General features: G+C 70.7%; 24 protein-coding genes. 9 read left to right on the plus strand and 15 right to left on the minus strand.

What is annotated here, in order from left to right; genetic code table 11:
* Nucleotides 1-35: 35 nt before the first annotated feature.
* Together ACZ6ZT_RS30330 and ACZ6ZT_RS30335 are read right to left on the minus strand one after the other, a co-directional pair.
* Nucleotides 36-386 carry a CorA family divalent cation transporter gene (locus tag ACZ6ZT_RS30330; protein ID WP_469723334.1) on the minus strand — a complete coding sequence of 117 codons (351 nt, stop codon included), beginning with the start codon at nucleotides 384-386 and terminating at the stop codon, nucleotides 36-38.
* A 38-nt stretch (nucleotides 387-424) separates the two neighbouring features.
* Nucleotides 425-991 (minus strand): CorA family divalent cation transporter, encoded by a 567-nt coding sequence (locus tag ACZ6ZT_RS30335; protein ID WP_469723335.1) that lies wholly within the window; start codon nucleotides 989-991, stop codon nucleotides 425-427.
* Nucleotides 992-1878: 887 nt separating this feature from the next.
* On the opposite strand from ACZ6ZT_RS30335, the gene ACZ6ZT_RS30340 reads away from it, so the two are divergent.
* The gene (locus ACZ6ZT_RS30340; RefSeq protein ID WP_469723336.1) at nucleotides 1879-2382 is read left to right on the plus strand and encodes a DUF1203 domain-containing protein; all 504 of its coding nucleotides are present in this window, start codon (nucleotides 1879-1881) and stop codon (nucleotides 2380-2382) included.
* 257 nt (nucleotides 2383-2639) lie between these two features.
* On the opposite strand, the gene ACZ6ZT_RS30345 is transcribed toward ACZ6ZT_RS30340, so the two are convergent.
* Nucleotides 2640-3026, minus strand: a complete 387-nt coding sequence (locus ACZ6ZT_RS30345; protein ID WP_469723337.1) for a winged helix-turn-helix transcriptional regulator — start codon at nucleotides 3024-3026, stop codon at nucleotides 2640-2642.
* 103 nt (nucleotides 3027-3129) lie between these two features.
* Between ACZ6ZT_RS30345 and ACZ6ZT_RS30350 the strand changes: the two genes are divergently transcribed.
* A complete protein-coding gene (locus tag ACZ6ZT_RS30350; protein ID WP_469723338.1) occupies nucleotides 3130-3774 on the plus strand; it encodes an NADPH-dependent F420 reductase in 645 nt (214 codons plus the stop codon).
* A 390-nt stretch (nucleotides 3775-4164) separates the two neighbouring features.
* Here the strand turns inward: ACZ6ZT_RS30350 and ACZ6ZT_RS30355 are convergent, their stop codons facing one another.
* The gene (locus ACZ6ZT_RS30355; protein WP_469723339.1) at nucleotides 4165-5226 is read right to left on the minus strand and encodes an MFS transporter; all 1062 of its coding nucleotides are present in this window, start codon (nucleotides 5224-5226) and stop codon (nucleotides 4165-4167) included.
* 7 nt (nucleotides 5227-5233) lie between these two features.
* Here ACZ6ZT_RS30355 and ACZ6ZT_RS30360 point away from each other — a divergent pair, with 7 nt between their 5' ends.
* On the plus strand, nucleotides 5234-5377 hold the full coding sequence (locus tag ACZ6ZT_RS30360) for a hypothetical protein (protein WP_469723340.1): 144 nt from the start codon (nucleotides 5234-5236) through the stop codon (nucleotides 5375-5377).
* Nucleotides 5378-5658: 281 nt separating this feature from the next.
* On the plus strand, nucleotides 5659-6495 hold the full coding sequence (locus ACZ6ZT_RS30365) for a helix-turn-helix domain-containing protein (protein WP_469723341.1): 837 nt from the start codon (nucleotides 5659-5661) through the stop codon (nucleotides 6493-6495).
* Nucleotides 6496-6780: 285 nt separating this feature from the next.
* Here ACZ6ZT_RS30365 and ACZ6ZT_RS30370 read toward each other — a convergent pair whose 3' ends face one another.
* The gene (locus ACZ6ZT_RS30370) at nucleotides 6781-7650 is read right to left on the minus strand and encodes a MerR family transcriptional regulator (protein ID WP_469723342.1); all 870 of its coding nucleotides are present in this window, start codon (nucleotides 7648-7650) and stop codon (nucleotides 6781-6783) included.
* A gap of 131 nt (nucleotides 7651-7781) precedes the next feature.
* Between ACZ6ZT_RS30370 and ACZ6ZT_RS30375 the strand changes: the two genes are divergently transcribed.
* Together ACZ6ZT_RS30375 and ACZ6ZT_RS30380 are read left to right on the plus strand one after the other, a co-directional pair.
* Nucleotides 7782-8147, plus strand: a complete 366-nt coding sequence (locus tag ACZ6ZT_RS30375) for a nuclear transport factor 2 family protein (RefSeq protein ID WP_469723343.1) — start codon at nucleotides 7782-7784, stop codon at nucleotides 8145-8147.
* Nucleotides 8148-8287: 140 nt separating this feature from the next.
* Nucleotides 8288-9238, plus strand: a complete 951-nt coding sequence (locus ACZ6ZT_RS30380; protein WP_469723344.1) for an alpha/beta hydrolase — start codon at nucleotides 8288-8290, stop codon at nucleotides 9236-9238.
* A 242-nt stretch (nucleotides 9239-9480) separates the two neighbouring features.
* Here ACZ6ZT_RS30380 and ACZ6ZT_RS30385 read toward each other — a convergent pair whose 3' ends face one another.
* The gene (locus ACZ6ZT_RS30385) at nucleotides 9481-10731 is read right to left on the minus strand and encodes a glycosyltransferase (protein ID WP_469723345.1); all 1251 of its coding nucleotides are present in this window, start codon (nucleotides 10729-10731) and stop codon (nucleotides 9481-9483) included.
* Nucleotides 10732-10993: 262 nt separating this feature from the next.
* Here ACZ6ZT_RS30385 and ACZ6ZT_RS30390 point away from each other — a divergent pair, with 262 nt between their 5' ends.
* Nucleotides 10994-11245: a hypothetical protein gene (locus ACZ6ZT_RS30390; RefSeq protein WP_469723347.1), complete on the plus strand. Its 252-nt coding sequence runs from the start codon at nucleotides 10994-10996 to the stop codon at nucleotides 11243-11245.
* Between the two features lie 80 nt (nucleotides 11246-11325).
* Here ACZ6ZT_RS30390 and ACZ6ZT_RS30395 read toward each other — a convergent pair whose 3' ends face one another.
* From ACZ6ZT_RS30395 to ACZ6ZT_RS30415, 5 genes are all read right to left on the minus strand, one after another.
* Complete coding sequence (locus tag ACZ6ZT_RS30395) at nucleotides 11326-11562, minus strand: hypothetical protein (protein ID WP_469723348.1); 237 nt, start codon at nucleotides 11560-11562, stop codon at nucleotides 11326-11328.
* A 51-nt stretch (nucleotides 11563-11613) separates the two neighbouring features.
* The gene (locus tag ACZ6ZT_RS30400) at nucleotides 11614-12927 is read right to left on the minus strand and encodes a tachylectin-related carbohydrate-binding protein (protein WP_469723349.1); all 1314 of its coding nucleotides are present in this window, start codon (nucleotides 12925-12927) and stop codon (nucleotides 11614-11616) included.
* A 110-nt stretch (nucleotides 12928-13037) separates the two neighbouring features.
* Entirely contained in the window at nucleotides 13038-14243 is a 1206-nt protein-coding gene (locus tag ACZ6ZT_RS30405; protein WP_469723351.1) for an aggregation-promoting factor C-terminal-like domain-containing protein, read from the minus strand.
* Nucleotides 14244-14311: 68 nt separating this feature from the next.
* Nucleotides 14312-14530 (minus strand): hypothetical protein, encoded by a 219-nt coding sequence (locus ACZ6ZT_RS30410; RefSeq protein WP_469723352.1) that lies wholly within the window; start codon nucleotides 14528-14530, stop codon nucleotides 14312-14314.
* 62 nt (nucleotides 14531-14592) lie between these two features.
* Entirely contained in the window at nucleotides 14593-14784 is a 192-nt protein-coding gene (locus ACZ6ZT_RS30415; protein WP_469723353.1) for a hypothetical protein, read from the minus strand.
* A gap of 265 nt (nucleotides 14785-15049) precedes the next feature.
* Here ACZ6ZT_RS30415 and ACZ6ZT_RS30420 point away from each other — a divergent pair, with 265 nt between their 5' ends.
* Together ACZ6ZT_RS30420 and ACZ6ZT_RS30425 are read left to right on the plus strand one after the other, a co-directional pair.
* The gene (locus ACZ6ZT_RS30420; RefSeq protein ID WP_469723354.1) at nucleotides 15050-16036 is read left to right on the plus strand and encodes a helix-turn-helix transcriptional regulator; all 987 of its coding nucleotides are present in this window, start codon (nucleotides 15050-15052) and stop codon (nucleotides 16034-16036) included.
* A gap of 59 nt (nucleotides 16037-16095) precedes the next feature.
* The gene (locus ACZ6ZT_RS30425) at nucleotides 16096-16476 is read left to right on the plus strand and encodes a hypothetical protein (protein WP_469723355.1); all 381 of its coding nucleotides are present in this window, start codon (nucleotides 16096-16098) and stop codon (nucleotides 16474-16476) included.
* A 238-nt stretch (nucleotides 16477-16714) separates the two neighbouring features.
* On the opposite strand, the gene ACZ6ZT_RS30430 is transcribed toward ACZ6ZT_RS30425, so the two are convergent.
* The 4 genes from ACZ6ZT_RS30430 to ACZ6ZT_RS30445 all read right to left on the minus strand — a co-directional run bounded on the left by ACZ6ZT_RS30430 (nucleotide 16715) and on the right by ACZ6ZT_RS30445 (nucleotide 21958).
* A complete protein-coding gene (locus tag ACZ6ZT_RS30430; protein ID WP_469723356.1) occupies nucleotides 16715-18487 on the minus strand; it encodes an alpha/beta hydrolase family protein in 1773 nt (590 codons plus the stop codon).
* Nucleotides 18474-19718, minus strand: coding sequence for an MFS transporter (locus tag ACZ6ZT_RS30435; protein WP_469723357.1), 1245 nt, complete (start codon nucleotides 19716-19718; stop codon nucleotides 18474-18476). The genes ACZ6ZT_RS30430 and ACZ6ZT_RS30435 overlap by 14 nt, the downstream gene beginning before the upstream one ends.
* A complete protein-coding gene (locus tag ACZ6ZT_RS30440; protein WP_469723358.1) occupies nucleotides 19715-21274 on the minus strand; it encodes a tetratricopeptide repeat protein in 1560 nt (519 codons plus the stop codon). Before ACZ6ZT_RS30440 ends, ACZ6ZT_RS30435 begins: the two co-directional genes overlap by 4 nt.
* Nucleotides 21275-21553: 279 nt before the next feature.
* Complete coding sequence (locus tag ACZ6ZT_RS30445; protein WP_469723360.1) at nucleotides 21554-21958, minus strand: LysE family translocator; 405 nt, start codon at nucleotides 21956-21958, stop codon at nucleotides 21554-21556.
* Nucleotides 21959-22011 lie beyond the last annotated feature (53 nt).

The following is a 22011-nucleotide window of genomic DNA, read 5'->3' on the forward strand; positions in this document are numbered from 1 at the left end:
CCTCACTTTCACTTCGGGAGACGGCGCTGCACGGCCTAGAGGCAGCCCCGGCGTCGCAGGTGGGTGAACATGGCGATGCCCGAACCCGTGACCAGGGCGAGGAAGGCGGGCCAGGCCCAGACGAACGCCGTCTCGGGCTGGTGGAAGTTCGCCGAGTAGATGCCGCCCAACAACGTGGGGATCATGAACACCACGAGCCATGACGAGACCCTCCGGGCCACCTGGGTGCCGCGGTGGAGGTCGACCGACTTGCGGTGCAGGAGCACCATCTCCTTCCGGTAGCGGCGGACCCCTCGCAGGAAGGTCCGCAGTTCGTCCTTCGAGTACGCGTCGAGGTCCCCCGGGGTGAGCCCGGTCAGTGGGGAGCGCATGGAATCGTCCGACATGATGTATCCGTCCTCCGTTCGGCGCGCTTCCGCGCGTCCTACAGCCAGCCCTTGCGCTTGACTGCGACATAGGTGGCGAACGCGGTGGACGCCAGAGCGGCGAGGAACAGCGGCCAGCCGTACTTGAACTGGAGCTCCGGCATGTGCTCGAAGTTGGATCCGTAAAGGGACGCCAGGGCGCCGGGCACGACGGCTATGGCCGTCCAGGCGCTCACCTTGCGGGTTTCCACGGTGACCTTCAGCTGGTCTTCAGTAATTTCCCGAATGTCTTCCATTTCTTTGTTCAGGCCGCGGATCTCCGTATTGATCTCGCGAAGCAGTTCGACCTTCTGGGTGTGCTCGGCGACCGTTTCGGCAGGCATGAGCGTGTCGTCGTGGTGTGTCGGCGTCAGGTGGGACATGGCAAAGACTCCCGTCACGGCACGTCCTGGGCAGCACTCGGCGTGCCGCCCGGCGAAGCCCGGACGTGCCTTGGTGGTGAACGTGTGGTGAAGGTGTTTGAGAAGGATCCGGAGACGCAGCGCGCGGCGGTAGGCCGTGCGCCGGTGCGGCGTCGGATTCGTAGGAGACGCATAAGAGAAGACGCAGCCGTCGGGGAAAGACATTTCCCCTGCGGGATGTTACTTCGGTGCGTCAAGCGGGATCGGTGGCGCATACGCCTCGGGACTACTGCCACCAGGCACGCTGATCACCTCCCGAACATCGGAACGCGGTTCGTCCCGCGTTTCGTCCACCGTAAACTAAAGGCAATGCGATGACAAAATCGCCCGGAATTCCGTATCGGCCGGTGCGGTGGCTGTCGTTGTGCACCGGCCAATTGAATCTTCGTGGGCCAGCCGCCACTGGACCGTGCCCGGCTTGTCCGTCCCCGCCGGGCCGAGACCGCGTGTTGAGAGCCCGGCAGATCGTGGAGTCGGCGTTCATCTCCCAGGTGGTCAGTGCTGCCGCGTCTGTCCCTACGCACGCGTCAATTCTGTGAAGCAGTCCGGGTGCGGGGCGGGATCCACCCCGCCGGGGCGGCGGCGTCCCCGCCGTCGGCGGCTGGCGGTGGCGCGGCCGGCCCGCACGCGACCGGGCGCGCGATCCACTCGAACCCCCGCCCAGTCCCCGAGGCGCAGCACGAGCGGGGAGGGGTAGACGCGGACGATGCACCCGTGGCCTGGCGGTCGCGGTCGAAGACCCCCGCTGCCCGAGCGCGTACCGGCGGGGGTCACCGGTGGCCGGCCCGCGCGCAGCGCTTCATCAGCACCTGCATGTCGGTGACAACGGTGCCGCGCAGGGGCTGTCCCCGGACACGAGCCCAACCTCGTCATGGCCGGGTAAAGCACCAGATAGCACCCCGGTCTGCCCGAAAAGGCCCTTCCGCAACACTCTTTAGCCGCCCATCCTGATCCCGTGACCGGGTGGTGGTTCACGGTGCGCGCGCCCGCGGCGGAGCTACACGTCGGATTCCGGCCAGCACGGCGGCCCGGTCGACGCCAGGCTGGCGGGCATGACACGCACTTACCAGCCTCTGCCCATCGACCCCTCAGCCCTGGCCGAGCTCCGCGTGCTCGACGACGCCGGGCGCCCGATGTCCCCGTACACGGCCCCGGAGGGCGGTGATCCGCTGCGCTGCTGCCTGCGGCCCGGGGCCATGGGCGAGCGCATCGCCCTCGTCTCCTACGCGCCCCTGCGCCGCTGGGCGGCCGGGACGGGCGCCGACCCCGGTGCGTACGACGAGCAGGGGCCGGTCTTCATTCACGCCGAGGACTGCGGCGGGCCCGATGCCGGGGCCACCGGCTACCCCTGGGCCCGGCCCGGTGCCCTGCGGGTGCTGCGCCGCTACGACGGCCGGGGCCGCATCATCGGCGGGCAGTTGCTGGAGGTGTCACAGGACGCAACCGAGGCCTTCGACCAGGCTCTCGGCCGGGCCTTCGCCGACCCGGAGACCGCGCAAGTCCACGTACGAGCGGTCGACTACGGCTGCTACCACTTCCGCGTCGAACGGCCCTGAAGGCCCGGAAAAGAGCAGGAGGAGGCAGGAGGGGGATTCGAGGTGCACCGGGCCGGCTGACTGTCGGCCGGACGCCGCCCCTGAACGCGCGCGTCACGCGGCCGACAGGGCTCCCATCCTCCGTACCGCGCACTCGCCTTAATCTCCTCCCAGCCCCGGAGGAGACCAGGGCGGCCGGGGGTGCCGGGTGACGCTTCTCCGGCCGCAACAGGAAAGATGCACGCACTTGGGGCGGCTGTGCCTTGGCGTGGGCCGGCTCAGCGGGTCTCGTACCGGTCCTGTGCGTCAAGTACATCGTCCGCGTATCGCGCGGCCCACGCGCCCATCGCCCGCATCGGCGTGAGCAAGGCCGTTCCGGCCTCGGTCAGGGCGTAGTCCACGCGCGGCGGGGCCTCGGGGTAGGCGTGGCGTTCGACGAGGCCGTTGTACTCCAGCCGTCGCAGCGCCTCGTTCAACACCTTCGGGCTGACCCCGCCGATACGCACCGCCAGCGCGCGCGGCCGCATGGGGCCGGTCACCCCGAGCGTGAAGACCACGACGCTGTCCCAACGGTTGGCCAGCACCTCGAAGGCAACGCGCGCCCGACAGTCCGCCGTGTATTCGAGGTCCGGCAGCCCCGCGACCGGATCGGTCAGCTTCTCCATACCGCCCATCCTGCCTCTCCTGATGGACACCGAACGGTGCACGTCTGCGTGCGTAGCGTCGACCCCCAGGATGGAACGAGCAGGACGAGAGGGAATCACGACGATGCGCATAGGCGTACTGGGTACGGGGGACATGGCGGCGGCGCTGGGCGGCGCGTGGGCGCGGGCGGGGCACGAGGTGTTCATCGGCGGGCGGCACATGGCCGCTGCCGAGGCGCTCGCCGGGCGGATCGGGGCGGCCGGACACGGGACGCCCGGGCAGGCAGCGGCGTTTGGGGAGGAGGTGGTGTTGCTCGCCGTACCGGCGGCGGTGGCGCCGGCGCTGGCGCGGGAGCACGCCAAGGTACTGGCCGGGCGGACGGTCGTGGACTGCACCAACCCCCTCGCCCCCGGGCCTGGCGGGGTGATGCTGACGACCGGTGCCGGGGAGAGCGTGGCCGGCCTGATCGGGGCTGCGGCGCCGGGCGCTCATGTGGCGAAGGCCTTCAATCTGGTCCACGCGGGCATGTGGGAGCACCCGGCGGCCGCCTTCGGCGCGACCCCGCCTGCGGTGCCGTTCTGCGCGGACGCCCCGAGGGCTGCCGAGCACGTGACGGAGCTGATCACCGCCATGGGGTGGAGCCCGTTGCCGGTCGGCGGGCTGGACCGGGCGGCATACATGGAGGCCACGGCCGCGTTCGTGATCGGCGTGTGGTGGGCGGGCGGCGCACCCGCACTTGCCTTCCCGGAGCCTCCCAAGGCCGCCTGAGGGGCGCCGGCTCCCGTCTGCCAGGGCCCCTGGAAACCGCCGGGTCTGTCCGGGGCTGCCTGCGGCTCGACCGCCGTCGGCAAGGACACCGTCGAGTACAAGCTGGACAAGGCGGTTTGCGCCGGCACCGTCGACCTGGCCCCGGCGCAGCCGGCCATGGCCACCGACTGGACCACCGCCCTGACCGCCGTCGGTTGGGTTGGCGAGCGGTCCCAGCCACCGGCGGGCTCGGCCCAGGCGTGTTGTCCGCTGGCTTTCCGTCGGCGGCGCGGGGCGCGAGGGTGAGCTGGTGGCGGCGGGCGACGGCCAGGTAGAGGGCGGTAACCGGCCTCATATTTCGGACGCGTCCTCGAACCCTCGGCCTGCATGGCCGGCGTACCGGACCGCCCGTCAGCGATAGCGCGCCCGGCCCACCGCCGCGGCCACCGTCAGCGGCACGGTGAGGAGCGCCGCCAGCCAGAAAAGGGGCCGGTAGTCGTACGCCTGGACGGTGGAGGCCGCCAATCCGCTGGCCACGGCGCTGCCCACGTACAGGGCGACGCCGAACATGGCCACGCTCGTTGCGCGGGCCGTCGGGGACAGCGCCGTCGCCCACGACTGGATGGTGGAGTGCATGAAGGACCAACCACCCCCGAGGAGCAGGGCGACCACGACGAGCGTCCCGGTGGACTGGCTGAAGCCGGCGAGAAGGTACGCCACACCCATCTGCGCGCCGCCGGCCACGATCAGGCTTACCGGGGACCAGCGGCCGACGAGCCGTTTGACCGCCTGCGCGGCCGCCATGGAACCGACCCCGTACAGGGCCGCGACCGCGCCGGCCAGGGTGGTGGGAACTCCACGCGCCTCCAGGGCCGGGGCCAGGTAGGTCAGGAAGCCGAGGAGCACCGCCCCCTCCAGCATCGCCACCGCCATCACGTACCACTGCCACGGCGAGGACAGGACCACGCGGAAGGGTGCCAGCAGTGATCCGGAGGGGGCTCGCTCGGGCTCGGGCAGGCGGCGCAGGGCCACCGCCAGGTAGACGGCGAGGACACCCGGCAGCGCGAACACCAGTCGCCAGCTGAGGTAGTGCGCCAGCGCCCCGGCGACGACCGTGGCCACGGCGGTGCCCAGCGCGAACGCCGTCATCAGTTGGCTGAGCGGGTGCTGCCGTATCGCGGCGGGCACCGTGTCGCCCACGTACGTCAAGGAGGCGGCGATGGAGGCGGCGAAGAACGCGCCGGCCAGGGCGCGGGCCCCGATCAGCACGGGAGCGTCGGGAGCGAGGGCCGAGGCCAGGGCGGCAAGCGCGGCGCCGGTGAGCGACACCCGCATCACCCGCACGCGACCCCATCGGTCGCTGGCCAGCCCCCACACCGGCTGCATGAGCCCGTAGGTGAGGTAGTAACCGCTGGCGGCCAGCACCACGGTGGGGAGCGGGGCCCCGAGCCGGGGGCCGATGAGAACCAGCATGGGCGCGATGCAGAAGCGGTCGAAGTTGCTGACGAATCCAGCGGTGCGCAACAGCCGCAAGGAGGACGCGGGCAAGGTCGCCACCGGTGTCGGCGCGGTGGTGGTCACGGGGTGGACGCTCCCTTCCGAATGGTTCGACGAGAACGGGTGACAGAGGGACCGATCCTTGGCGGACGCGATCTGTCACCAGTTCAGCACCGGGACCTGCTGGGCGGAGAGGGCTGGCTATTACCATCACTCACAGCCTGCCGGTCCGGCATCGCGCCTGATGACGGCAGCATCACAAGAGGGCACCCGCGGCCGGGCGGCGCCCTCCGTCCGGAGGAGGGGCACCATGACGCGCGGCCGGCTGTCGCCGACGGACACCTGCGCACCGCCCGCTGCGGACCACGGTTCCTCACCGGGCACGGCCGGCCGCGGGGGCGGTGGCCGATGAGCACCGCCCCCGCACCGCGGGGCGAGTCCTTCCGCCGTGAACTGGGGGCCTTCCTGCGGTCCCGCCGCGAACGGCTGACGCCGAGGGACGTGGGCCTGCCGGACGCCCCGGGCCGCCGGACACCGGGGCTGCGGCGAGCCGAGGTCGCCGAACTCGCGGGCATCAGCGTCTCCTGGTACACGTGGCTGGAGCAGGGCCGGGTACGCACCTCGGAGCAGGTGCTGCGCGCGGTGACGCGGGTGCTGCGACTGGACGCCGCGGAAACCGCGCACGTCCTGTCCTTCACGGAGGAGAGCAGGCCGCCCGCCGATGCTCCCACCTGGGTGTCGCGCAACCTGCTCAGTCTGGTACAGGCCATGACTCCACACCCCGCCGTGGTGCTCGACCCGCACTGGGACCTGCTGGCATGGAACTCCGGCTACGCCGCGCTGCTGACCGATCCGGCGCGGTTGCATCCCAAGCAGCGCAACCTGCTCTGGCTGGTGTTCCGCTGGCCGCCGGCACGCACCCTGCTCGCCGACTGGGAACACGAGGCTCGCGCCCTGCTCGGCCAGTTCCGGTCCCGGGCGGCTCGCCGGCCGAACGACCCGCGGTTCGCCGAACTCATCGGCGAGCTGCTGTCCGACGGCGACGCGGCCCGCTGGTACGAACGCCGGGAGACAGCCGGATTCCAGCCCTCGGTCCGCCGTTTCCGGCACCCAGCCGTCGGCGAACTGCGCCTGCGGTACGTGAAACTGGCCGCCGTGGACGAGCCCGGTCACCACTTCCTGGCCTACCTGCCCGGTGACCGGGACTCCGGGGACGCCCTGATTCGCCTGCAGGCAGGCGGATGAGCCTGTCGGACTCCTCAGCCGTGGGCCGCTGGCGCCCGTAGGTTCGGGTCAGTGGTGCGGTGTCGTCCGGCTGCGGTAGGAGGGCGCGGCGATGAGAAGGCCGATTCCCCAGACCAGGAACTGGGGGATGCCGTAGGCGACGATCCACCGGCTGAAGACGCCCGGCTCGTTCCACTGTGCGTGTGGCTGAGCGCTTCAGTCGGCGCGTCTGAGCGTTCCGGTCGGCGGGCTCTACCGAGCAGACGCCGGGGCCTGCCAGCAGGAGTCACCGTGGGTGCAGGTCATCTACTGACCGTTGGCGCCGTCGCCGAGCGCCTCGGAGGTGTCGGAGGCCGGCCCGGTGTGGAAGACCGGCCAGCAGATCACGGTGCGCCACTCGGCCGGGTCCGTGCTCTCGTGGCGTCCGACGGGGTAGTACTCGCGGATCGGGCCGTCCACGGCGAGGGCGTGGTCGGCGACGTAGGCGCCGAGGGTTCCGTAGGCGAGGTCGATGTTCGTGTGCGGGCCACGGTGGACGATCGTGGCCAGCTCGACCGGGGGGACGACGAGCGCAGTGACCCGGCCCATGGGGCGTAGCGGTCCGGCGCACGGCACGAAGATCGTCGCCGGGCCGTGTTCGTGGGTGAACAGGTCGTTGCTGAAGATCCCGCCGGCCGGTCCGTCGGCGGTCAGGCCCTGGGCGTCGAGCGTCGCGTAGATCTCGCCGAGTGCGCCCTGGTACCAGGTCAGTGCCTCGCCGACGTCGACCGTCTCGGTGATCGCGGCCGCGGGCGTAGCCGGGACGCGGCGGCGCCCGATTTCGGCGCGCGCACCGCCCGGCGGAAGTGTGAGCAGGTCACGCAGCGAGGCGACGGCGTTCTGGGCGCGGGTCAGTTGCTGTTCCATCTGGTTCAGGTGGGCGGCGATGAGCGCGTTGCGGGTGGCCAGGTCGTCGGTGGCCAGCACCTTGGCCACCTGCTCGACGGGCATGTCGAGGGCGCGGAAGCGGCGGATGATCTGCGCGGTCGGGATCTGTGCGGTGGTGTAGTGCCGGTAGCCGGTGTGCCGGTCGACCTCGTCGGGCTCCAGCAGGCCCACCCGGTGGTAGTAGCGCAGCGTCTTCACGCTCAGATGCGTGGCTCGGGCGAAGTCCCCGATCGGCAGGGTGGCGTCCATACCCGTCACTGTGCCACCTCCCCTGGGGGGAGGGTCACGGTTGGGCGCGGTGCTTGACCCTCCCTTTCGGGCACCTCGCAGTCTTGCGTCAAGGCGGTCAACCGGACCGCCGGCCCGGAAGGAGCAAGACCATGACCGTGACGGCTTCCCTGCCGCCCGTCGTCGCCGAATACCTGGCGGCAGTCAACGCATTCGACCTCGACCGGATCGTGGCGGCCTTCGCCCCGGACGCCTACGTCAACGACGCACGCCGCGAGATCAACGGCGTGGACGCCATCCGGCGCTGGGCTGAGAAAGAGATGATCGGCGACCACGTGACGATGGAGGTCCGCGAGGTCCTCGACCACCACGGCGACACCATCGTCCGCTCCCGCTACGACGGCACCTACGACAAGACCAACCTTCCCGCCGAGCTGGTCACGTCGGACTACTTCAGCGTCCGCGACGGAAAGATCGTCAGCCTCGCGTTGATCCGCAACCAGCCTTCGCCGTACTGAGCGAGCTCGCGCCGCACAGCACCCGACTCCGCCCCCGGCCCCGCCGGAGCCCCGCGGTGCACGTGAGGCCGCCCGGCCTGCGTGCACCGGCACGACCTCCCGACAAGCTCCGCCCACCTATAAAAAGCGAGAACCTGACAATGAGCTACACCCTCGACCCGGAGCTCGTCCCGATCATGGCCGCCCTGGCTGCCCAGAGCGCGGACCGGCCCGCCCGCGAGCGCGGGGACTGGCGGGCGATGCGCGAGGCCGGCAACCTCGGCCAGGCGGCCATGGCCGCCCTGGTCCCCCCGGTCAGCGGGATCAAGACCACTACCCATTTCGCCACGGCACCCGACGGGGCCCGGATCGAACTGCGCTGGTACACCACCGCCGAACAGACCGGGCCCGGCCCCGCCGTGGTCTACGCCCACGGCGGCGGCATGGTCCTGGGCAGCCTGGACACCTACGACACCCTGCTGTCCTGGTACGTCGCCCACAGCCGGGTGCCGTTCCTGTCCGTCGGCTACCGCCTGGCCCCCGAGGCGAGCGGCACCATGCTCGCCGAGGACGTGTTCGCCGGCCTGACCTGGCTCGTCGCCCACGCCCACGAGTTGCACGCGGACACCGGCCGCATCGCGGTGATGGGCGACAGCGGCGGCGGCGCACCCGCTGCCGCCGCCGCCATCCTCGCCCGCGACCGGCAGATACCCCTGGCCCGCCAGATCCTGGTCTATCCGATGCTCGACGACCGCAACCAGACGCCCGACCCGACCCGCGAGCCCTTCCTGACCTGGACCTACGACGACAACCACACCGCCTGGACGACGGTCCTCGGCGACGCGCTCGGCACCACTGCCGTCTCGCCGATCGCCGCACCGGCCCGCCTGCAGGACTTCACCGGCCTGGCCCCCGCCTACATCGACACCGGCGACCTGGACATCTTCCGCGACGAGGACATCTCCTACGCAGCCCGCCTCGCCGCCGCCGGCGTCCCGGTCGAACTCCATGTCCACCCCGGCGTACCTCACGGATGGGACCGCATCGCGCCCCAGTCCCGCGCCGCCCGGCGCACCCTCGTCGACCACCTCCGCACCCTCACCGCCCTCTGAAGCCGGGCCTTCGCAGAACCGCCAGGTCAAGCGCTCATCCGCCAACTGAAGCGCTCAGTCACAGGTCCGGGCTCGCTCTCCTTCGGGTACGGCCCTACAGGTCGAACTCAAGGTCCAGGAGACCGGGGGCGCGTTCGAACTGCCGGAGAAGCTGGACGAGACGTACGACCTGCTGGTGCACTTGGTCGTCTCGGGGCTGCACGCACCCCGCGAATGAGCCGGCCCGACGGGGTTTCTGACGGTTAGTGGGGCCGGCAGCCGTCCGCGTCGAGCAGCAGGCGAGCGGCCGTGGCGGCGCCGTCGGTGCGGATCGTGGCGGCGACGGAACGGGCCCGGGCCAGGGTTTCGGGGGCCAGGGCCGTGCGGAGGGCGGCGGACAGGGAGTCGGTGGTCGGGTCCGGCGCGTGGTGTGCCGCGCCGATGCCCAGCTCGGCCACCCGGGCGGCCCAGCGGGGCTGGTCCACGATCCGGGGCAGGACGACCTGGGGGGCGCCGGCCCGGGCGGCCGTCGTCGTCGTGCCCGCGCCGCCGTGGTGCACGACGGCGGCCACCCGGCGGAAGAGGGCCTGGTGGTTCACGTCGCCCACGACGAAGCAGTCGGTGGGAGTGTGTGCTGCGGGGTCCCGCGCGGGGTCGGCGGCCGGGGCCAGGTCGGCCCAGCCGCGGGCGAGCAGGACGCGGTGGCCGAGGGCGCGGCCCGTCTCCAGGGCGACCCGGGCGATGTCCTGGGGGGCGTGGGCTGCCATGCTGCCGAAGCCGACGTACACCGGTGGGGGGCCAGCGGCCAGGAACGCCTCCAGGTCGGCGGGCAGCGGGCGGTCGTCGGGCAGGATCCACGCACCGGTGCGCACGAGGTCGAGGTCCATCGTGTCGTGCGCCGGCCAGAGCGTCGGGTCCGCCGCCAGCCACGGCCGGTCGCCGAAGACGTGGTCGCGGACGCCGGCGACCGGCGGCAGGCCGATCGCGGCGCGGTGGCCGTTCAGCGCCTCGCGGTACAGCGCGTCCACCCGCCGGGCGTCCTCCTCCCACAGCGCGCGGTGGCCGCTCTCGTCCCCCGCGGACGCATGGCCCGGCCGGGCGGCGGGGAGGAACTCCCGCGAGGGCAGCCCGCTGGTGTGGAAGCAGGCGTACACGTAGCCGATGCCCAGCTGCTCGGCCACGTCCCGTGCGCCCGCCGGCATCAGGCCGGTCGCCAGCAGCACGTCGCACCCCTCGGCCGCCGCCGTGAGCGTCTCGAAGCGCGCGGCGACCAGTTCGGGGGCGAGCCGGAAGGCGTCCTTCGCCGTCGGCGGCTTGGGGCCGGAGACCACCGAGCGCACGGACGGGCCGAGCGGCACCAGCGGTACGCCGACCCGCGCCAGCAGGGCCGCGAACTCCTCGTCCGGCGGGGCGCAGACGACCGCCTCGGCGCCTTGTTCCCGCAGCGCTACCGCCAGGGCGGCCAGCGGCTCCACGTCCCCGCGCGAGCCCCAGGCAGACAACAGCACACGCATGGCGTGACTCCTCGTTTCCGCAGGTCCAGGCCTCGGATCCGCTGTCGGTCCGGGCCCCGGGCCGCCGATTCTGCGGTACGGAGGGGGCCTTGCCGCAAGCCCCCCGGCGCGCGGTACGGTGAAGGGGGCGAGGAGGTCGGAACTCCTCGCCGATTTCCGTGTCCCGCTCTCCCCTCGCCGGGGGCGGCGGTCCCGCTCAGCCCGGCCTGCGGACCGATATCGAAGCCGCGGCCGCAGGGCTCCCCCTTTCCTCCACCGGTTCGTGGAGCTCGCCCTCGCCTTCCACCACGCCGTCCGCGGCGAAGACCAGGACCGGGCCGCCACCGTCGACCGACTGCGCGCGCTCACCGCCACCGGCGACTTCGCCCACTTCACCGACATCGCCCACTTCATGGCCGGCCTGCCGCTCTCGGAGCCGTCGACTACCCGCTGGACCGTGAACGAAGCCGACGTCCGCTCCGCCTGGCGCGACGTGGTCCGGGGCCGACAGGAACATCTCCTCGCCGGAAACTGACTCCGGACACACCACAGCCCCGACCGGAGACCGCAGGTCGGGGCTGTCGTCATGTACGGCCGGGCACCGGCCCGGGGAAATCAGCCGGCGTCTGGGTGCTGTCGCACGAGCTGGGTGAGCAGCTCGATGATCTGGGCCTGGTTCCGGTCGATCTTCTTGTCGAGCGCCTCGACCTTCTGGTCCAGGTTGCCGATCTGGAGGCGTACCGCGGTGAGGTCGGACTTGATGATCCCGAACTCGCGGTCATGCTTCTCCGAGACCTCTTCGAAGCGGCGGGTCATGGCAGCGAGTTCGCTGTGGGCGATGGGCTCGGGCACGCGGGCGTCTGAGAACCGGGGGGGTACGGGACGGGCATCGTCCGAGACCTCCTATCCGTTGACGACGTTGTCGTAGCGCAGGGCGACGTAGCCCGAGGCGGCGTGACCGGCGATGCGCCCGTCGGTGCCGCCGTTGAGGTAGTCCTGGCCTCGCATCATGTCGTCGGTGGTGTTGGCCTCGTGGATGTAGGAGAACTTGCCGGCCGCCTTGTCGACCCACTTCTCGAAGAGCACCACGTGCCCGTCCTGGGTGTTCAGCGCGTCGCCGGGCTGGAGGTCGGACTTGGAGATGGCGGTGCCGGCGCTCGGCAGGCTGTGGGTCGTGTAGCTGCTGGCGGCGTGCCAGGCCATGGAGACGAAGCCGGAGCAGTCGGTGCGGTAGGTGTGGTCGCCGTCGGGGTCGGAGGCGTAGGCGCCCTGGTTGTAGGAGATGTCACGGTTCAGCCAGTTCACGGCGCGGCTCATGATCTCGCTGCGGGCGATCTGGCCGCCCTTGGTCGAGGGGTTGGGCGCCGGGGGCGCCGGCGGCTGGTAGGTGCAGTCGTTGGCGAAGGCGGAGAGCAGGGTCTGGGTCCAGCCGCTCGCGTCGACCGGGTCGCTGGGGTGGTAGGCGATGTCGCCGCCCTTGCCGTCGGTGGGGTCGGCGTCGTGGTACCAGTACATCCCTCCGTTGGTACGGCCGTAGTAGAGGCCGCCGCCGGGCGAGACCAGGTTGTCGACCGCCGACCAGCCGTCGCTCTTGAGCTCCGAACTCTCCCAGTCGCCCACGCCGTTGATCTGGTAGGAGAGCAGCCTGCCGTCGGCCGTGCTGGCGATGAGGACGTCGTCGCCGGCGGCGGCGAGGGTCTTGAGGACGAAGCCGTCGTCGATCACCGCGTGCTTGGCGATGTGGGCGGGGCCGCTGGGCTTGGCCTGGGACACGTTGTACCGGTGGAGCTGGCCGGCGACCGTCCCGTAGAGGTGACCGGCGCCGTCGTAGGTCATCTTGTCGAAGGTCCAGCCGCCGTCCCAGATCTTGGTGATCCCGGCCAGGGTCAAGGCGTTGTCGTTGGTCTGGATGTCGACGCGGTACAGGTCCCCGGCCGTCGACGTCACGAGGACCGTGTTGAAGTTGAGGGTGGCCATCGCCTTGGGCGTGAACCCCAGGTTCGCGCCGATCAGGGTCTTGACCCGGTCGCCGTTGTCGGGGGATATCGCCGTGTAGGTGAGGCGTCCGTCGGGGAGAGTGCCGTAGATCGACACGTCGCCGCCGCAGATCGCGGCGGCCTGCGCCGGCGCCGAGCTGAGGGTGACCATGCCGAGGGTGGTGGCAGCGACGGCGAGGGTGCTGGCGGCCAGGCGGAGCTTGCGGGACGACGAGAACATGGGTGTCTCTCCGGATTCGGGGCAGCCCTGACGTACGCGCGTCGGGCCGGAAGCGTGAAGGGGAAGGAAGAGGGGGCGCTGTGAGCGTGTGCCGGGAGGAGGCGGGCGGCTCAGTACCAGTTGTTGTTCAGGAAGTGGTTCCAGGCGCCGCACGGGGTGTTGTACCGGCCGTCGATGTAGGACAGGCCCCACTTGATCTGAGTGAGGGGGTTGGTACGCCAGTCGTCACCGAAGGCGTCCATCTTGGAACCGGGCAGGGCCTGGGGGATGCCGTATGCCGTGGAGTTCGGGTTGTCGGCCCAGTAGCGCCAGCCGCTCTCCTTGTCCCAGAGCTGCTCCAGGCAGTTCCACTGGGTGGAGTTGTTCCAGGCGCCGTCGTCGTGCTTGTTCATCAGGTCGCGGCCGGCCGCCTTCACCGCGGGTATGTCCGTACCGTCGAGCGGGTCCGCGGCGGTGGTGCAGCTGAATGTCTCCGGCTGGGCGGAGAGCAGCTCCTGCGTCCAGCCTCCGGTGTTGACGGGCGTGTCGTTGTGGTACGCGATGTCGGTGCCGGTGCCGTCGGCCGGGTTGGCGTCCTTGTACCAGTACATGGCGCCCGTGGTTTCGATCCGGCCGTAGTAGAGGCCGCCACCGGGGGATACGACATGGTCGAAGCCGGACCAGCCGGAGGTCTTGAGGTCGTCGCGGTCCCAGGTGCCGTCGTCGCTGATCTTGTAGGAGAAGAGCGCACCGGTCGAGGTGGTGGCGAGCAGCCGGTCATCGCCGGCGGCAGTGAGGGTCTTCAGGACGAAGCCGCTGCCGATCTCCTTGCGCTGGCCGATGTGCGCCGAGCCGGTCGGCTTGGGCTGCGAGACCAGGTACTGGAGGAGGACGCCGCCCGCCGTGCCGTACAGGTGGCCGTGCCCGTCGTAGGCGAGCTTGTCGTGGGTCCAGCCGCTCTCGAAGATCTTGACGGGCGGGCGCTCCAGGACGAGCGACGTGTTGTTGGTGAGGACGTCGAGGCGGTAGAGCGCGCCGGTGGTCGAGGTGACGAGGACGGTGTTGAAGTTGAGGGTGGCCATCGCTCTGGGCTCGAATCCCAGGTCTGCTCCGACGAGCACCTTCTTCAACTCGCCCGTGGCCGGGGTGATGGTGCTGAAGGTCAGGCGGCCGTCGGGCAGGATGCCGTAGATCGAGGCGGTTCCGGTGCAGGTCGTCGCGGCTTGTGCGGCCGGGGCGGTGGCGACGGCCGCGGCGGTGAGCAGTCCGGCACCGATGACACTGGAGAGGGCGGCCACCGCGCTCTTACGGGCAGCCTGACGGAGGGTACGGGACACTGCGTTCTCCTTGGGAACATGCGCGGGGCGGGGAGGCACCGGTCGGTGGCGGGATCGTCACGCCGCCGTCAGTGGTGCGGCCCGGGGGTGCTGAATCCGTGCTCCCGCAGAGGGGAACGGGCACGGTCGAGGATGGCGTGGGCCTGATGGAGGGCTTCGGCTTCCGAGGGGGCCCGCAGAAAGAGGTAGACATCCACGCCGTCGTCGGCGGTCTTGGTCCGCAAGTGCTCGAGTCCGTGCGCTGTGGAAGTGTGGGCCCAGATCAGATCGGTGACGAGCGCGAGCACCCTCTTCTCGTCAGGATCATGACAATGTCCGGAGAGGGAAGCCCGGATCACACGCATCCCCTCTAGTCCCAGTTGATGCTGTCCGTGGCGGACGTGGGTGCCGTGTCCCAGTTGATGCTGTCATCGGCGGAGGCACTGATGTGGTGGCCTTCGGCGGAAGCGGTCACCGAGAGGGTGGTGACGGCCCCGGCGCAGAGGGCGGCAAAGGCGGCGGCGACAGCGGCGAAGCGGGCGGTGCGGGCGGTGCGGGACATGGATTCCCCCAAGGTCTGAAGCCGGACGGGCGATTCGTTCGTGCGGTGTGCTGCGCGCTGTTCCGGAGCGTCCTTGCGGCTCTGGCCTGAGTCGGGGATCTTCGTCCCCGCCGTCCCGGTGACACCATGTTGCTGCCCTCGCGGACTGTGAAAAAGAGGTTCGGTCTGGCACCAAAAGGTCTGGCACCTTGGTGCCAGACTTCCCCTACGATCACGGAGGCGGCGCTCGCGGGGGGCGGCCGAAGTTCAGCTGGGGGGCTGGGACATGCTGCAAACACTGGGTCTCGGAGCCGACGTGGAAGCCGTGTACCGGGGAATGCTGGCCGACCCCTCGGGAGGGGTCGCCGAGCTGAGTGCCCGCCTCGGCCTCACCCAGGCGCAGGTCCGGGAGGGCCTGGACAGGCTCGTCGACCTCGACCTGCTCAGACCGTCACGGGACAGTCCGGGCGCGCTGCGAGCGGTGAGACCCGAACTGGGCCTGGAGTTGCTGTTGCGCCGGCAGGAGGAGGAGCTGGCCCGGCAGCAGCAGGAGTTGGCCCGCAGCAAGGCGGCCGCGGCACAGGTGGTCTCCGAATTCGCGGAGCTCTCCCCGAACACCGAGGTCGACGGCGCGGAACGGCTCGTCGGGATGGACGCCATCCAGAGCCGACTTGAGCAACTCGCCCATGGACTGGTCCGGGAATGCCTGGCGATCCTGCCGGGCGGCGCACTGTCCGAGGCAAGCCTGGAGGCTTCCCGGCCGCTGGACCAACGGGCGCTGGCCCGTGGCATCGAGATGCGCTCGGTGTACCAGGACAGCGCCCGCAACGATCCGACGACGCTGGCCTACGCCCGGTGGCTGACCGAGCAGGGCGGCCAGGTGCGCACCAGCCCGCTCCTTCCGCCACGCCTCCTGGTGTTCGACCGCACCGTGGCGGTCGTTCCCATCGACCCTGACAATTCCCGGCTGGGCGCTCTGTGCACCAGTGCGCCGGGAATCGTAGCCTTCCTCACCACCCTGTTCGAGCAGACGTGGGACGCCGCCGTACCTCTCGGCGCCGACCGCACCCGCCCCAGCGACAGCCGCCCCAGCGCGACCGAACTCGAACTGCTGAAACTCCTGGCTTCGGGGATGACCGACGAGGCAGCCGGCAAACGCCTCGGGGTGTCCTTGCGTACCGTCAGACGCCAGATGTCCGCCCTCATGGAACGCCTCCATGCCACGAGCCGCTTCGAAGCCGGCCTCAAAGCCGCCCAGCAGGGCTGGCTCTGAACCACCCCTGCGGGCGTAACGGCATCGGCACGCAGACAGGTCCGCGATCCGGCAGCCATGTGACCAGGCGCGTCAACGAGCCAAACGCCGGAACCAGCGGCGTCACCGCCCGTGCCCAGAGCCTGAACGCCGAGATCGAGGCTGCGGGGCTTCCTTTCCTCCACCGGTTCGTGGAGCTCGTCCTCGCCTTTCACCACGCCGTCCGCGGCGAGGGCCAGGACCTGGCCGCCACCATCGGCCGGCTGCGCGCGCTTACCGCCACCGGCGACTTCGCCTACTTCACCGACATCGCCTACTTCATGGCCGGCCTGCCTCACGCAGCCCTCGAACACCCGCTGGATCACGAGCGACCACGACGTCCACTCCGCCTGGCGCGACCTGGTCCAGGCCCGGCAGACATACCTGCTCGCCGCAAACTGAAATCAGGCACGAACAGGTGAAGCCGAAATCGCCGGTCATGGTGATGCAGCCTAGTGAAGGCTTCCGGAGTCGTCGCGGGGGGCTCGCTCTAAGCCGCCCCCTTGAGCCGTGACGCGCTGGGGCGTTTCCATGTGGACCGCTCGGCTGATGCGGCGGGTGCGGCAGCATGCTCGGCGGAGGGTCCGCCAGGGCTTCGGCTCAGCTCTTCCGCTCACCCGGGTACCCCGCTGGGTCACGGCATCCCGCCCTCCTGCTCGGCTACCGCTCGGACCCGGGTATGTCCAGTACGGCGACGAGGGCGTCCCGCACCCGCTCGTAGCGGAAACGGGCCTCGTCCGCGTCCTCGGGGACATGCCCCGACTCGTCCGACACCAGGGTCCAGGGCAGGCCGCGTTCCAGCGCGCGGGCCACGACGGTGCCACTGTCCTCGAAGCTCGTCACAGGGTCGTTCCTCCCGTGGACGACCACGACGCGCTGCTCCTGGCCGGTCGCGGCCAGATGCTCGGGGTCGAAGACCCGCTCGTGCGGTAGCGGCGACGTGACGTCGTAGCGCAAGGCGAACCACTCCGCGTACCGCTCGTCCTCGGCGGCGGCGCGGGCGGCCTGCCTCCGGACGTCGCTGAGCGGCGCGCTCGCGACGGCCCCCGCGAGGTCCTTCACGAGGCGGCAGCCGAGCAACGCCAGGGACCCGCCGAAGCTCCCTCCGAGGAGGGCCGTGCGGCCGGGAGCGACCCCCATGTCCCGGAGGCCGGCGAGACAGGCATCGAGGTCCCGCTGGAACGAGGACTCCCAGTCCTTCCACGGCCTGCGCAGGAATGCGCGGCCGTAGCCACTGGACCCCGTGTAGTCGAGGCCGACGACGAGCACGCCGCGGTGCAGGAGCTCCCGGTAGAGGCCGTCCCAGCGCAGCTCGTCGCGTTCCTGGGACTCCGGGCCGCCGTGCAGGGCGATCACGGCTGCGGTCGCCTGGCCTGGCGGCCGGTGGACCAGAGCGGGGGTGTCCGCGAAGTACGTGTGGTCGGGCCGGGGCAGCGCGGGATCGGGCGGGACGGCTCCGGGCGCGGTCCGCACGGTCGCGTCGGGGTCGATCCACCAGAACGAGGTGCCTGCGGCGGTTGAGAAGCCGTACAGGCCCGTGCCGCGGGGCGACGCCACTCTGAGGAGGAGCCGTCCGGCACCGGGCGTCTCCAGGGGGTGCGCGTCACCGGAGTCGAGGTGGAGAAGATCGAGGCGGTCGATGCCCTGGTACGTGCTGACGATCAGCGCGGAGGAGGCGCCGTCGCCGGTGAAGCGGCCGTCGTCGACCGGCCCGGGGCCGAAGTCGAGATGCCGGAAGGTCGCGTCGCTCAAGCTCCACAGGCCGAGCCGGGGCGCGTCCGGCGCGTCGGTGAGGACGAGGGCCCGGCCGGCGCGGCCATCAAGCCACCGACCCTCAACGGCTGACACGGGCGGGGCCGGACGGTTGCCCAGCGGTTCCGCGTGCAGCAGGGGCCGGAGGGGGCCGCGGTCCTCCTGGAGGACGACGACGGCATCGTCCTCGTCCCATTGCACCACCCGCCCGGCGGCGCGGGGACGGTGGACGACCGTTTCGGCACCTTCGGCTACCCGGAACAGAACGGTCGCGCCCTCATCACTCCCGTCGTCCTCACCGTCCGCGTCCGCTACGGTCAGCACGTAACCGGTGCCGTACGCGCCGGATCCCGTCTCGATGACGTCGTGGAGCGTCCACCGGCTCCGGGGGGCCGACGGCAGACCGGTGCTCCAGACGTGGAGCGTGCCGTCAAGCGTGTGCCGGGTCACTTCGAGGCGGTCGCCGTCGAGGGCGAAGGACACGAAGGAGTCGGTCGCCGGCGAGTGGAGGAGGGCGTCGCCGCTCACCTCGACGTCCCGGGGCGCGCGGGGTTCGCCGTTGCGGGGCGGGAAGGCGACCCGCAGCCTCCCGTCGTTTTCCACGTGCGCGAGAACGGGTCCGTCCTCCCAGCCCAGGAGGTGTTTGCGGCGTTCCTCGAAGAACCGTTCAGGAAGCGACACTCTCGGTTTCCTTCCGCAGGTCGGCCACCGAGGAGGTGCGGACGCGCCGGTAGAAGAGGGGGACGAGGACGGCGTTGGCGGCGGTGAGGGCGGTCGCGATGAGCACGGTGGTCGAGCTGCCGAGTCGGTGGTACAGCAGGCCGCCCAGCGCGCCGCCGAGGGAGTCGCCGGCCAGGAAGGCGCTCTGTGTCAGGCCGAAGAAGACGCCCGCGAGCGTGGTGGGGAAGGCACCCAGCTGGAGCAGCTCCTGGGAGACCGTCGCACCGAGCAGGAAGGCTCCGCGCAGGGCCAGGGCCACCGCCGCGATCCACGGCCCGGTGGCTACCGCCAGGACCAGGGTGGTCAGCGCGCAGCACGCCTCCGAGATCAGGAACACGGCCAGGGGCGAGCGTTCGCGCAGGTGGCGGCCGGCGAGGGAGGCGGCGGCCAGGCGCACGGTGCTCGCGACGGCGAGGACGACGCCGACCCAGGCCAGGGGCACGCCCCTGGCTCTGAGGAGGAGTGGCAGGTACGGGCTGAGCAGGCTGACGTAGAAGCCCATGAGGAGGCCGAGCCCGGCGACCCCGAGGGCCAGGCCTCGGTGCCGGGTGACCACGTCCCGCAGTCTGGGGCGGTCCGGGGAGTCCTTTGCGGCGCCCGCGTGCACGTGCGGCTTGCTGGGCGGGATGAACGCCAGGGTCACCAGGACGAAACCGGCCGCGAGGAGGAGGACACCGACGTACCCGCGGTCCCCGGAGCCGATCACGGTGACGAGAGCGCCCGCGGAGCCGGTGCCGAGCGCCATTCCGGCCTGGTTCATGAACTCCCTGCGCGAGATGACGGCGGGGCGCTGGGACTCGTCCGCGTTGAGGAGGGTCCAGGTGCGCAGGGCGATGAAGACCGAGGAAGCGCCCAGGCCTCCCACCACGCCGGAGACGACGGCGAGCGCGGGAGCGTCGTGGAAGACGCGCAGCGCCATGCCGCCGGAGTACAGGACCGAACCGAGCGCCATCACCGGCCGGGGACCCCAGCGATCGGCCAGCCGGCCCACGAATACCGACATGGTCCCGGCGACCGCCATCGCGGTGTACGAGAGGCCGAACGCCACGAGGTGACCGTGGCGTTCGAAGTACAGGGGGTGGACGGTCTTCGACAGCCACATGCCGGTGAAGAACAACAGCGTGAACGCCGCGACCCGGCGGGTGCCGGGAACCCGAGCGGGAGCGGAGGCTGTGAGCGGGGCAGCGGTCACGCGCAGGCCTTGAGTACCTGGTCGAGGTTGGCGCGGGCGTCGGGATCCTCCGGGGTGAGGAGCAGCACCCGTTCCAGGGCGGCGCGGGCAGCCGGCAGGTCGCCGAGCCCGGCGTGCTGCTCCGCCGCCAGCGTGAGCAGCCTGGCCTGTTGCTCCGCGTCGAGACCTTCCAGGCCTCGGCCTTCGACCACGGTCAGCGCCTCCTGGGGGCGGTCCGTCTCGGCCAGGACGTAGGCGTAGTCGTAGACGGCGTCGAAGTCACGACCGTCGTACTCGTATGCCGTCCGGTAGGAGACCTCCGCGTTCTCGACGTCACCCGACTGCAAATACATGTATCCCAACAGCGAATGCACCTCGGGGATGGAAGGGCCGAGTTCCCGTGCCGTGAGAAGACATTGCAAAGCCTCTTCCGCATTCCCGGCATCCATATGGCAATGGGCGAGTTCCATGTGATACTCGGGCATCTTTCCATCAAGCTCGATGAGCTGCCGGTACGTCTCTATGGCCGCTGCGTTGTCGCCGATTCTCCTGTAGCACTGGGCCAGGTTGTAGATGAGCACCGTCTGGTGCATGTGGTTCTTCGCTGAACCGTTGCGCAGTTTTTCGATGCCGTCGGTCAGGTGAGCCACCGCCTCGTCCACCCGGCCGCGGCGGAACTCGACGAGGGCGTAACCGTTCCGGTTGAACACCTTGTGGAATTCGAGGTCTTCGGTGGCTTCGTCCGCCTCCTCCAGTACGGCGTATCCCTCTTCCAGGAACCGGGCCGTGCGGTCGAGGGAGCGGAGGTACGCCGGGTGGTGGCGGGCGTAGAGCATGGAGAGTGCGTAGCAGGCCCCCGCCGAGCTCACCGGGTCCGGGTCCTCGCGCCAGCGCAGGTAACAGAACTCGGCCTGCAGGCTGTGGCCGAGCATGGCGTGGCCGAGCCCGAGGCGGCCCCAGACGGCGGGGTTCGCGCGGTGGGGAAGGAGGGCTTCGAGGATGCGGACGGCGGTCCAGCTGTCGCCGACGCTGAGGTAGCGGATTGCCTGCTCGTACAGGAAGTCAAGGTCACCGGCGGAGGGCGCGGCTCGACGGACGGTGTCGTCGATCCGCCGCTCGGCATCGGAGAGCGTGTGCACCACGGCCCCGGTGCCGGACGACCCCGGCGCCATGGTCACCGTGACCTCGCCGCGCGGCATTCCCGCGAGGGCCTCGAAGAACGCGCGGCTCCCCTCGTCGAGGATCTCGGCCGAGGTCACCTCGACGGTGCACGGGCCGGCCCCGTCAAGGAAGGCGCGGGCCACGTCGCGGAAGTTCCGAAGGAGACGCCCCTTGAGGAAGAAGCGGATGCGGTCGTGGGCCTGCGCCGCGTCGGTCAGGCTGCTCTCGGTCTGCACGGATTCACACTCGGGGGAATCCGGCGCGATGAGCTTCAACCCGATGAGCGCCTCGCGCGGCCACCCGCTCTTGTCGGCCTGCCCGATCAAAGCCTTGACGGGACCGAAACCGACGGTGTGCCGGTCGGCCGCTACCACGAATTTTCGCATCGATTTCTCCCGTACGCCTTCATTAATCACACCGGCGGGGGTGCCAGGCACCCCCGCCGGAATCAACTTGCGCGCTGGGTGAATCAGGAGGCGTTGTACATGACAGAGAAGACGACCTTCTTGGCCTTCGGAGCAGCCTTTACGAGCTTCATCTCTAACTCCTCTTGTAAACCAGCAATGTTTGCCGGGCTACCATGAAGCTAACCGCGACGCATGGCCCATGCAACAGAAACATTGAGGCTGCGAGCGATATGCGACACACCGCAAGGCGATCTTCGGCTTGAACTGTCCCGTCCGCGGTGAAAGGATTCACGGTATGTCCGCTTTGTCGCCCATATGGGGGCCCTCGCACGACCGAAAAATACCCAGGACCAACTGGCCGAAAAAGCCGATGGCGATGAAGAGCCAGCCGGTTCCGAGGTAGAAGATCTGACGGGTCATGGATCCGCCGCCGTGGACGAACTGCGGCAGGATGCTGATGAAGAACAGGGCCGCCTTGGGATTGAGCACGTTGGTGAAGAAGCCCTGGCTGAAGCCGGCCCGTCGGCGGCCCCGGGCGGGACCGGGCTGCGCCGGGTCCTCGGGCGCGGGGGCGGCGTCCTCCTGCCGCCCGGCGGTCCGCTCGCGGGCGGACCGCCGGGCGGCCAGGACGGCCCTGACCCCGAGGTAGCCGAGGTAGGCCGCGCCGAGGAACTTGACGGCGTCGTAGACCACCGGGAACGGGCGGCGATCAGGGAGAGCCCGGTGGCGGCGGCGACACGCCCCTG

The organism is Streptomyces sp. NPDC102258 (assembly GCF_055584685.1).

Coding starts and splice junctions, on each gene's coding strand:
- ACZ6ZT_RS30330 (WP_469723334.1), bottom strand. CDS start 386: ATGTCGGACGATTCCATGCGCTCCCCACTGACCGGGCTCACCCCGGGG.
- ACZ6ZT_RS30335 (WP_469723335.1), bottom strand. CDS start 991: ATGTCTTTCCCCGACGGCTGCGTCTTCTCTTATGCGTCTCCTACGAAT.
- ACZ6ZT_RS30340 (WP_469723336.1), top strand. CDS start 1,879: ATGACACGCACTTACCAGCCTCTGCCCATCGACCCCTCAGCCCTGGCC.
- ACZ6ZT_RS30345 (WP_469723337.1), bottom strand. CDS start 3,026: ATGGAGAAGCTGACCGATCCGGTCGCGGGGCTGCCGGACCTCGAATAC.
- ACZ6ZT_RS30350 (WP_469723338.1), top strand. CDS start 3,130: ATGCGCATAGGCGTACTGGGTACGGGGGACATGGCGGCGGCGCTGGGC.
- ACZ6ZT_RS30355 (WP_469723339.1), bottom strand. CDS start 5,226: ATGCTGGTTCTCATCGGCCCCCGGCTCGGGGCCCCGCTCCCCACCGTG.
- ACZ6ZT_RS30360 (WP_469723340.1), top strand. CDS start 5,234: ATGCAGAAGCGGTCGAAGTTGCTGACGAATCCAGCGGTGCGCAACAGC.
- ACZ6ZT_RS30365 (WP_469723341.1), top strand. CDS start 5,659: ATGAGCACCGCCCCCGCACCGCGGGGCGAGTCCTTCCGCCGTGAACTG.
- ACZ6ZT_RS30370 (WP_469723342.1), bottom strand. CDS start 7,650: ATGGACGCCACCCTGCCGATCGGGGACTTCGCCCGAGCCACGCATCTG.
- ACZ6ZT_RS30375 (WP_469723343.1), top strand. CDS start 7,782: ATGACCGTGACGGCTTCCCTGCCGCCCGTCGTCGCCGAATACCTGGCG.
- ACZ6ZT_RS30380 (WP_469723344.1), top strand. CDS start 8,288: ATGAGCTACACCCTCGACCCGGAGCTCGTCCCGATCATGGCCGCCCTG.
- ACZ6ZT_RS30385 (WP_469723345.1), bottom strand. CDS start 10,731: ATGCGTGTGCTGTTGTCTGCCTGGGGCTCGCGCGGGGACGTGGAGCCG.
- ACZ6ZT_RS30400 (WP_469723349.1), bottom strand. CDS start 12,927: ATGTTCTCGTCGTCCCGCAAGCTCCGCCTGGCCGCCAGCACCCTCGCC.
- ACZ6ZT_RS30415 (WP_469723353.1), bottom strand. CDS start 14,784: ATGTCCCGCACCGCCCGCACCGCCCGCTTCGCCGCTGTCGCCGCCGCC.
- ACZ6ZT_RS30420 (WP_469723354.1), top strand. CDS start 15,050: ATGCTGCAAACACTGGGTCTCGGAGCCGACGTGGAAGCCGTGTACCGG.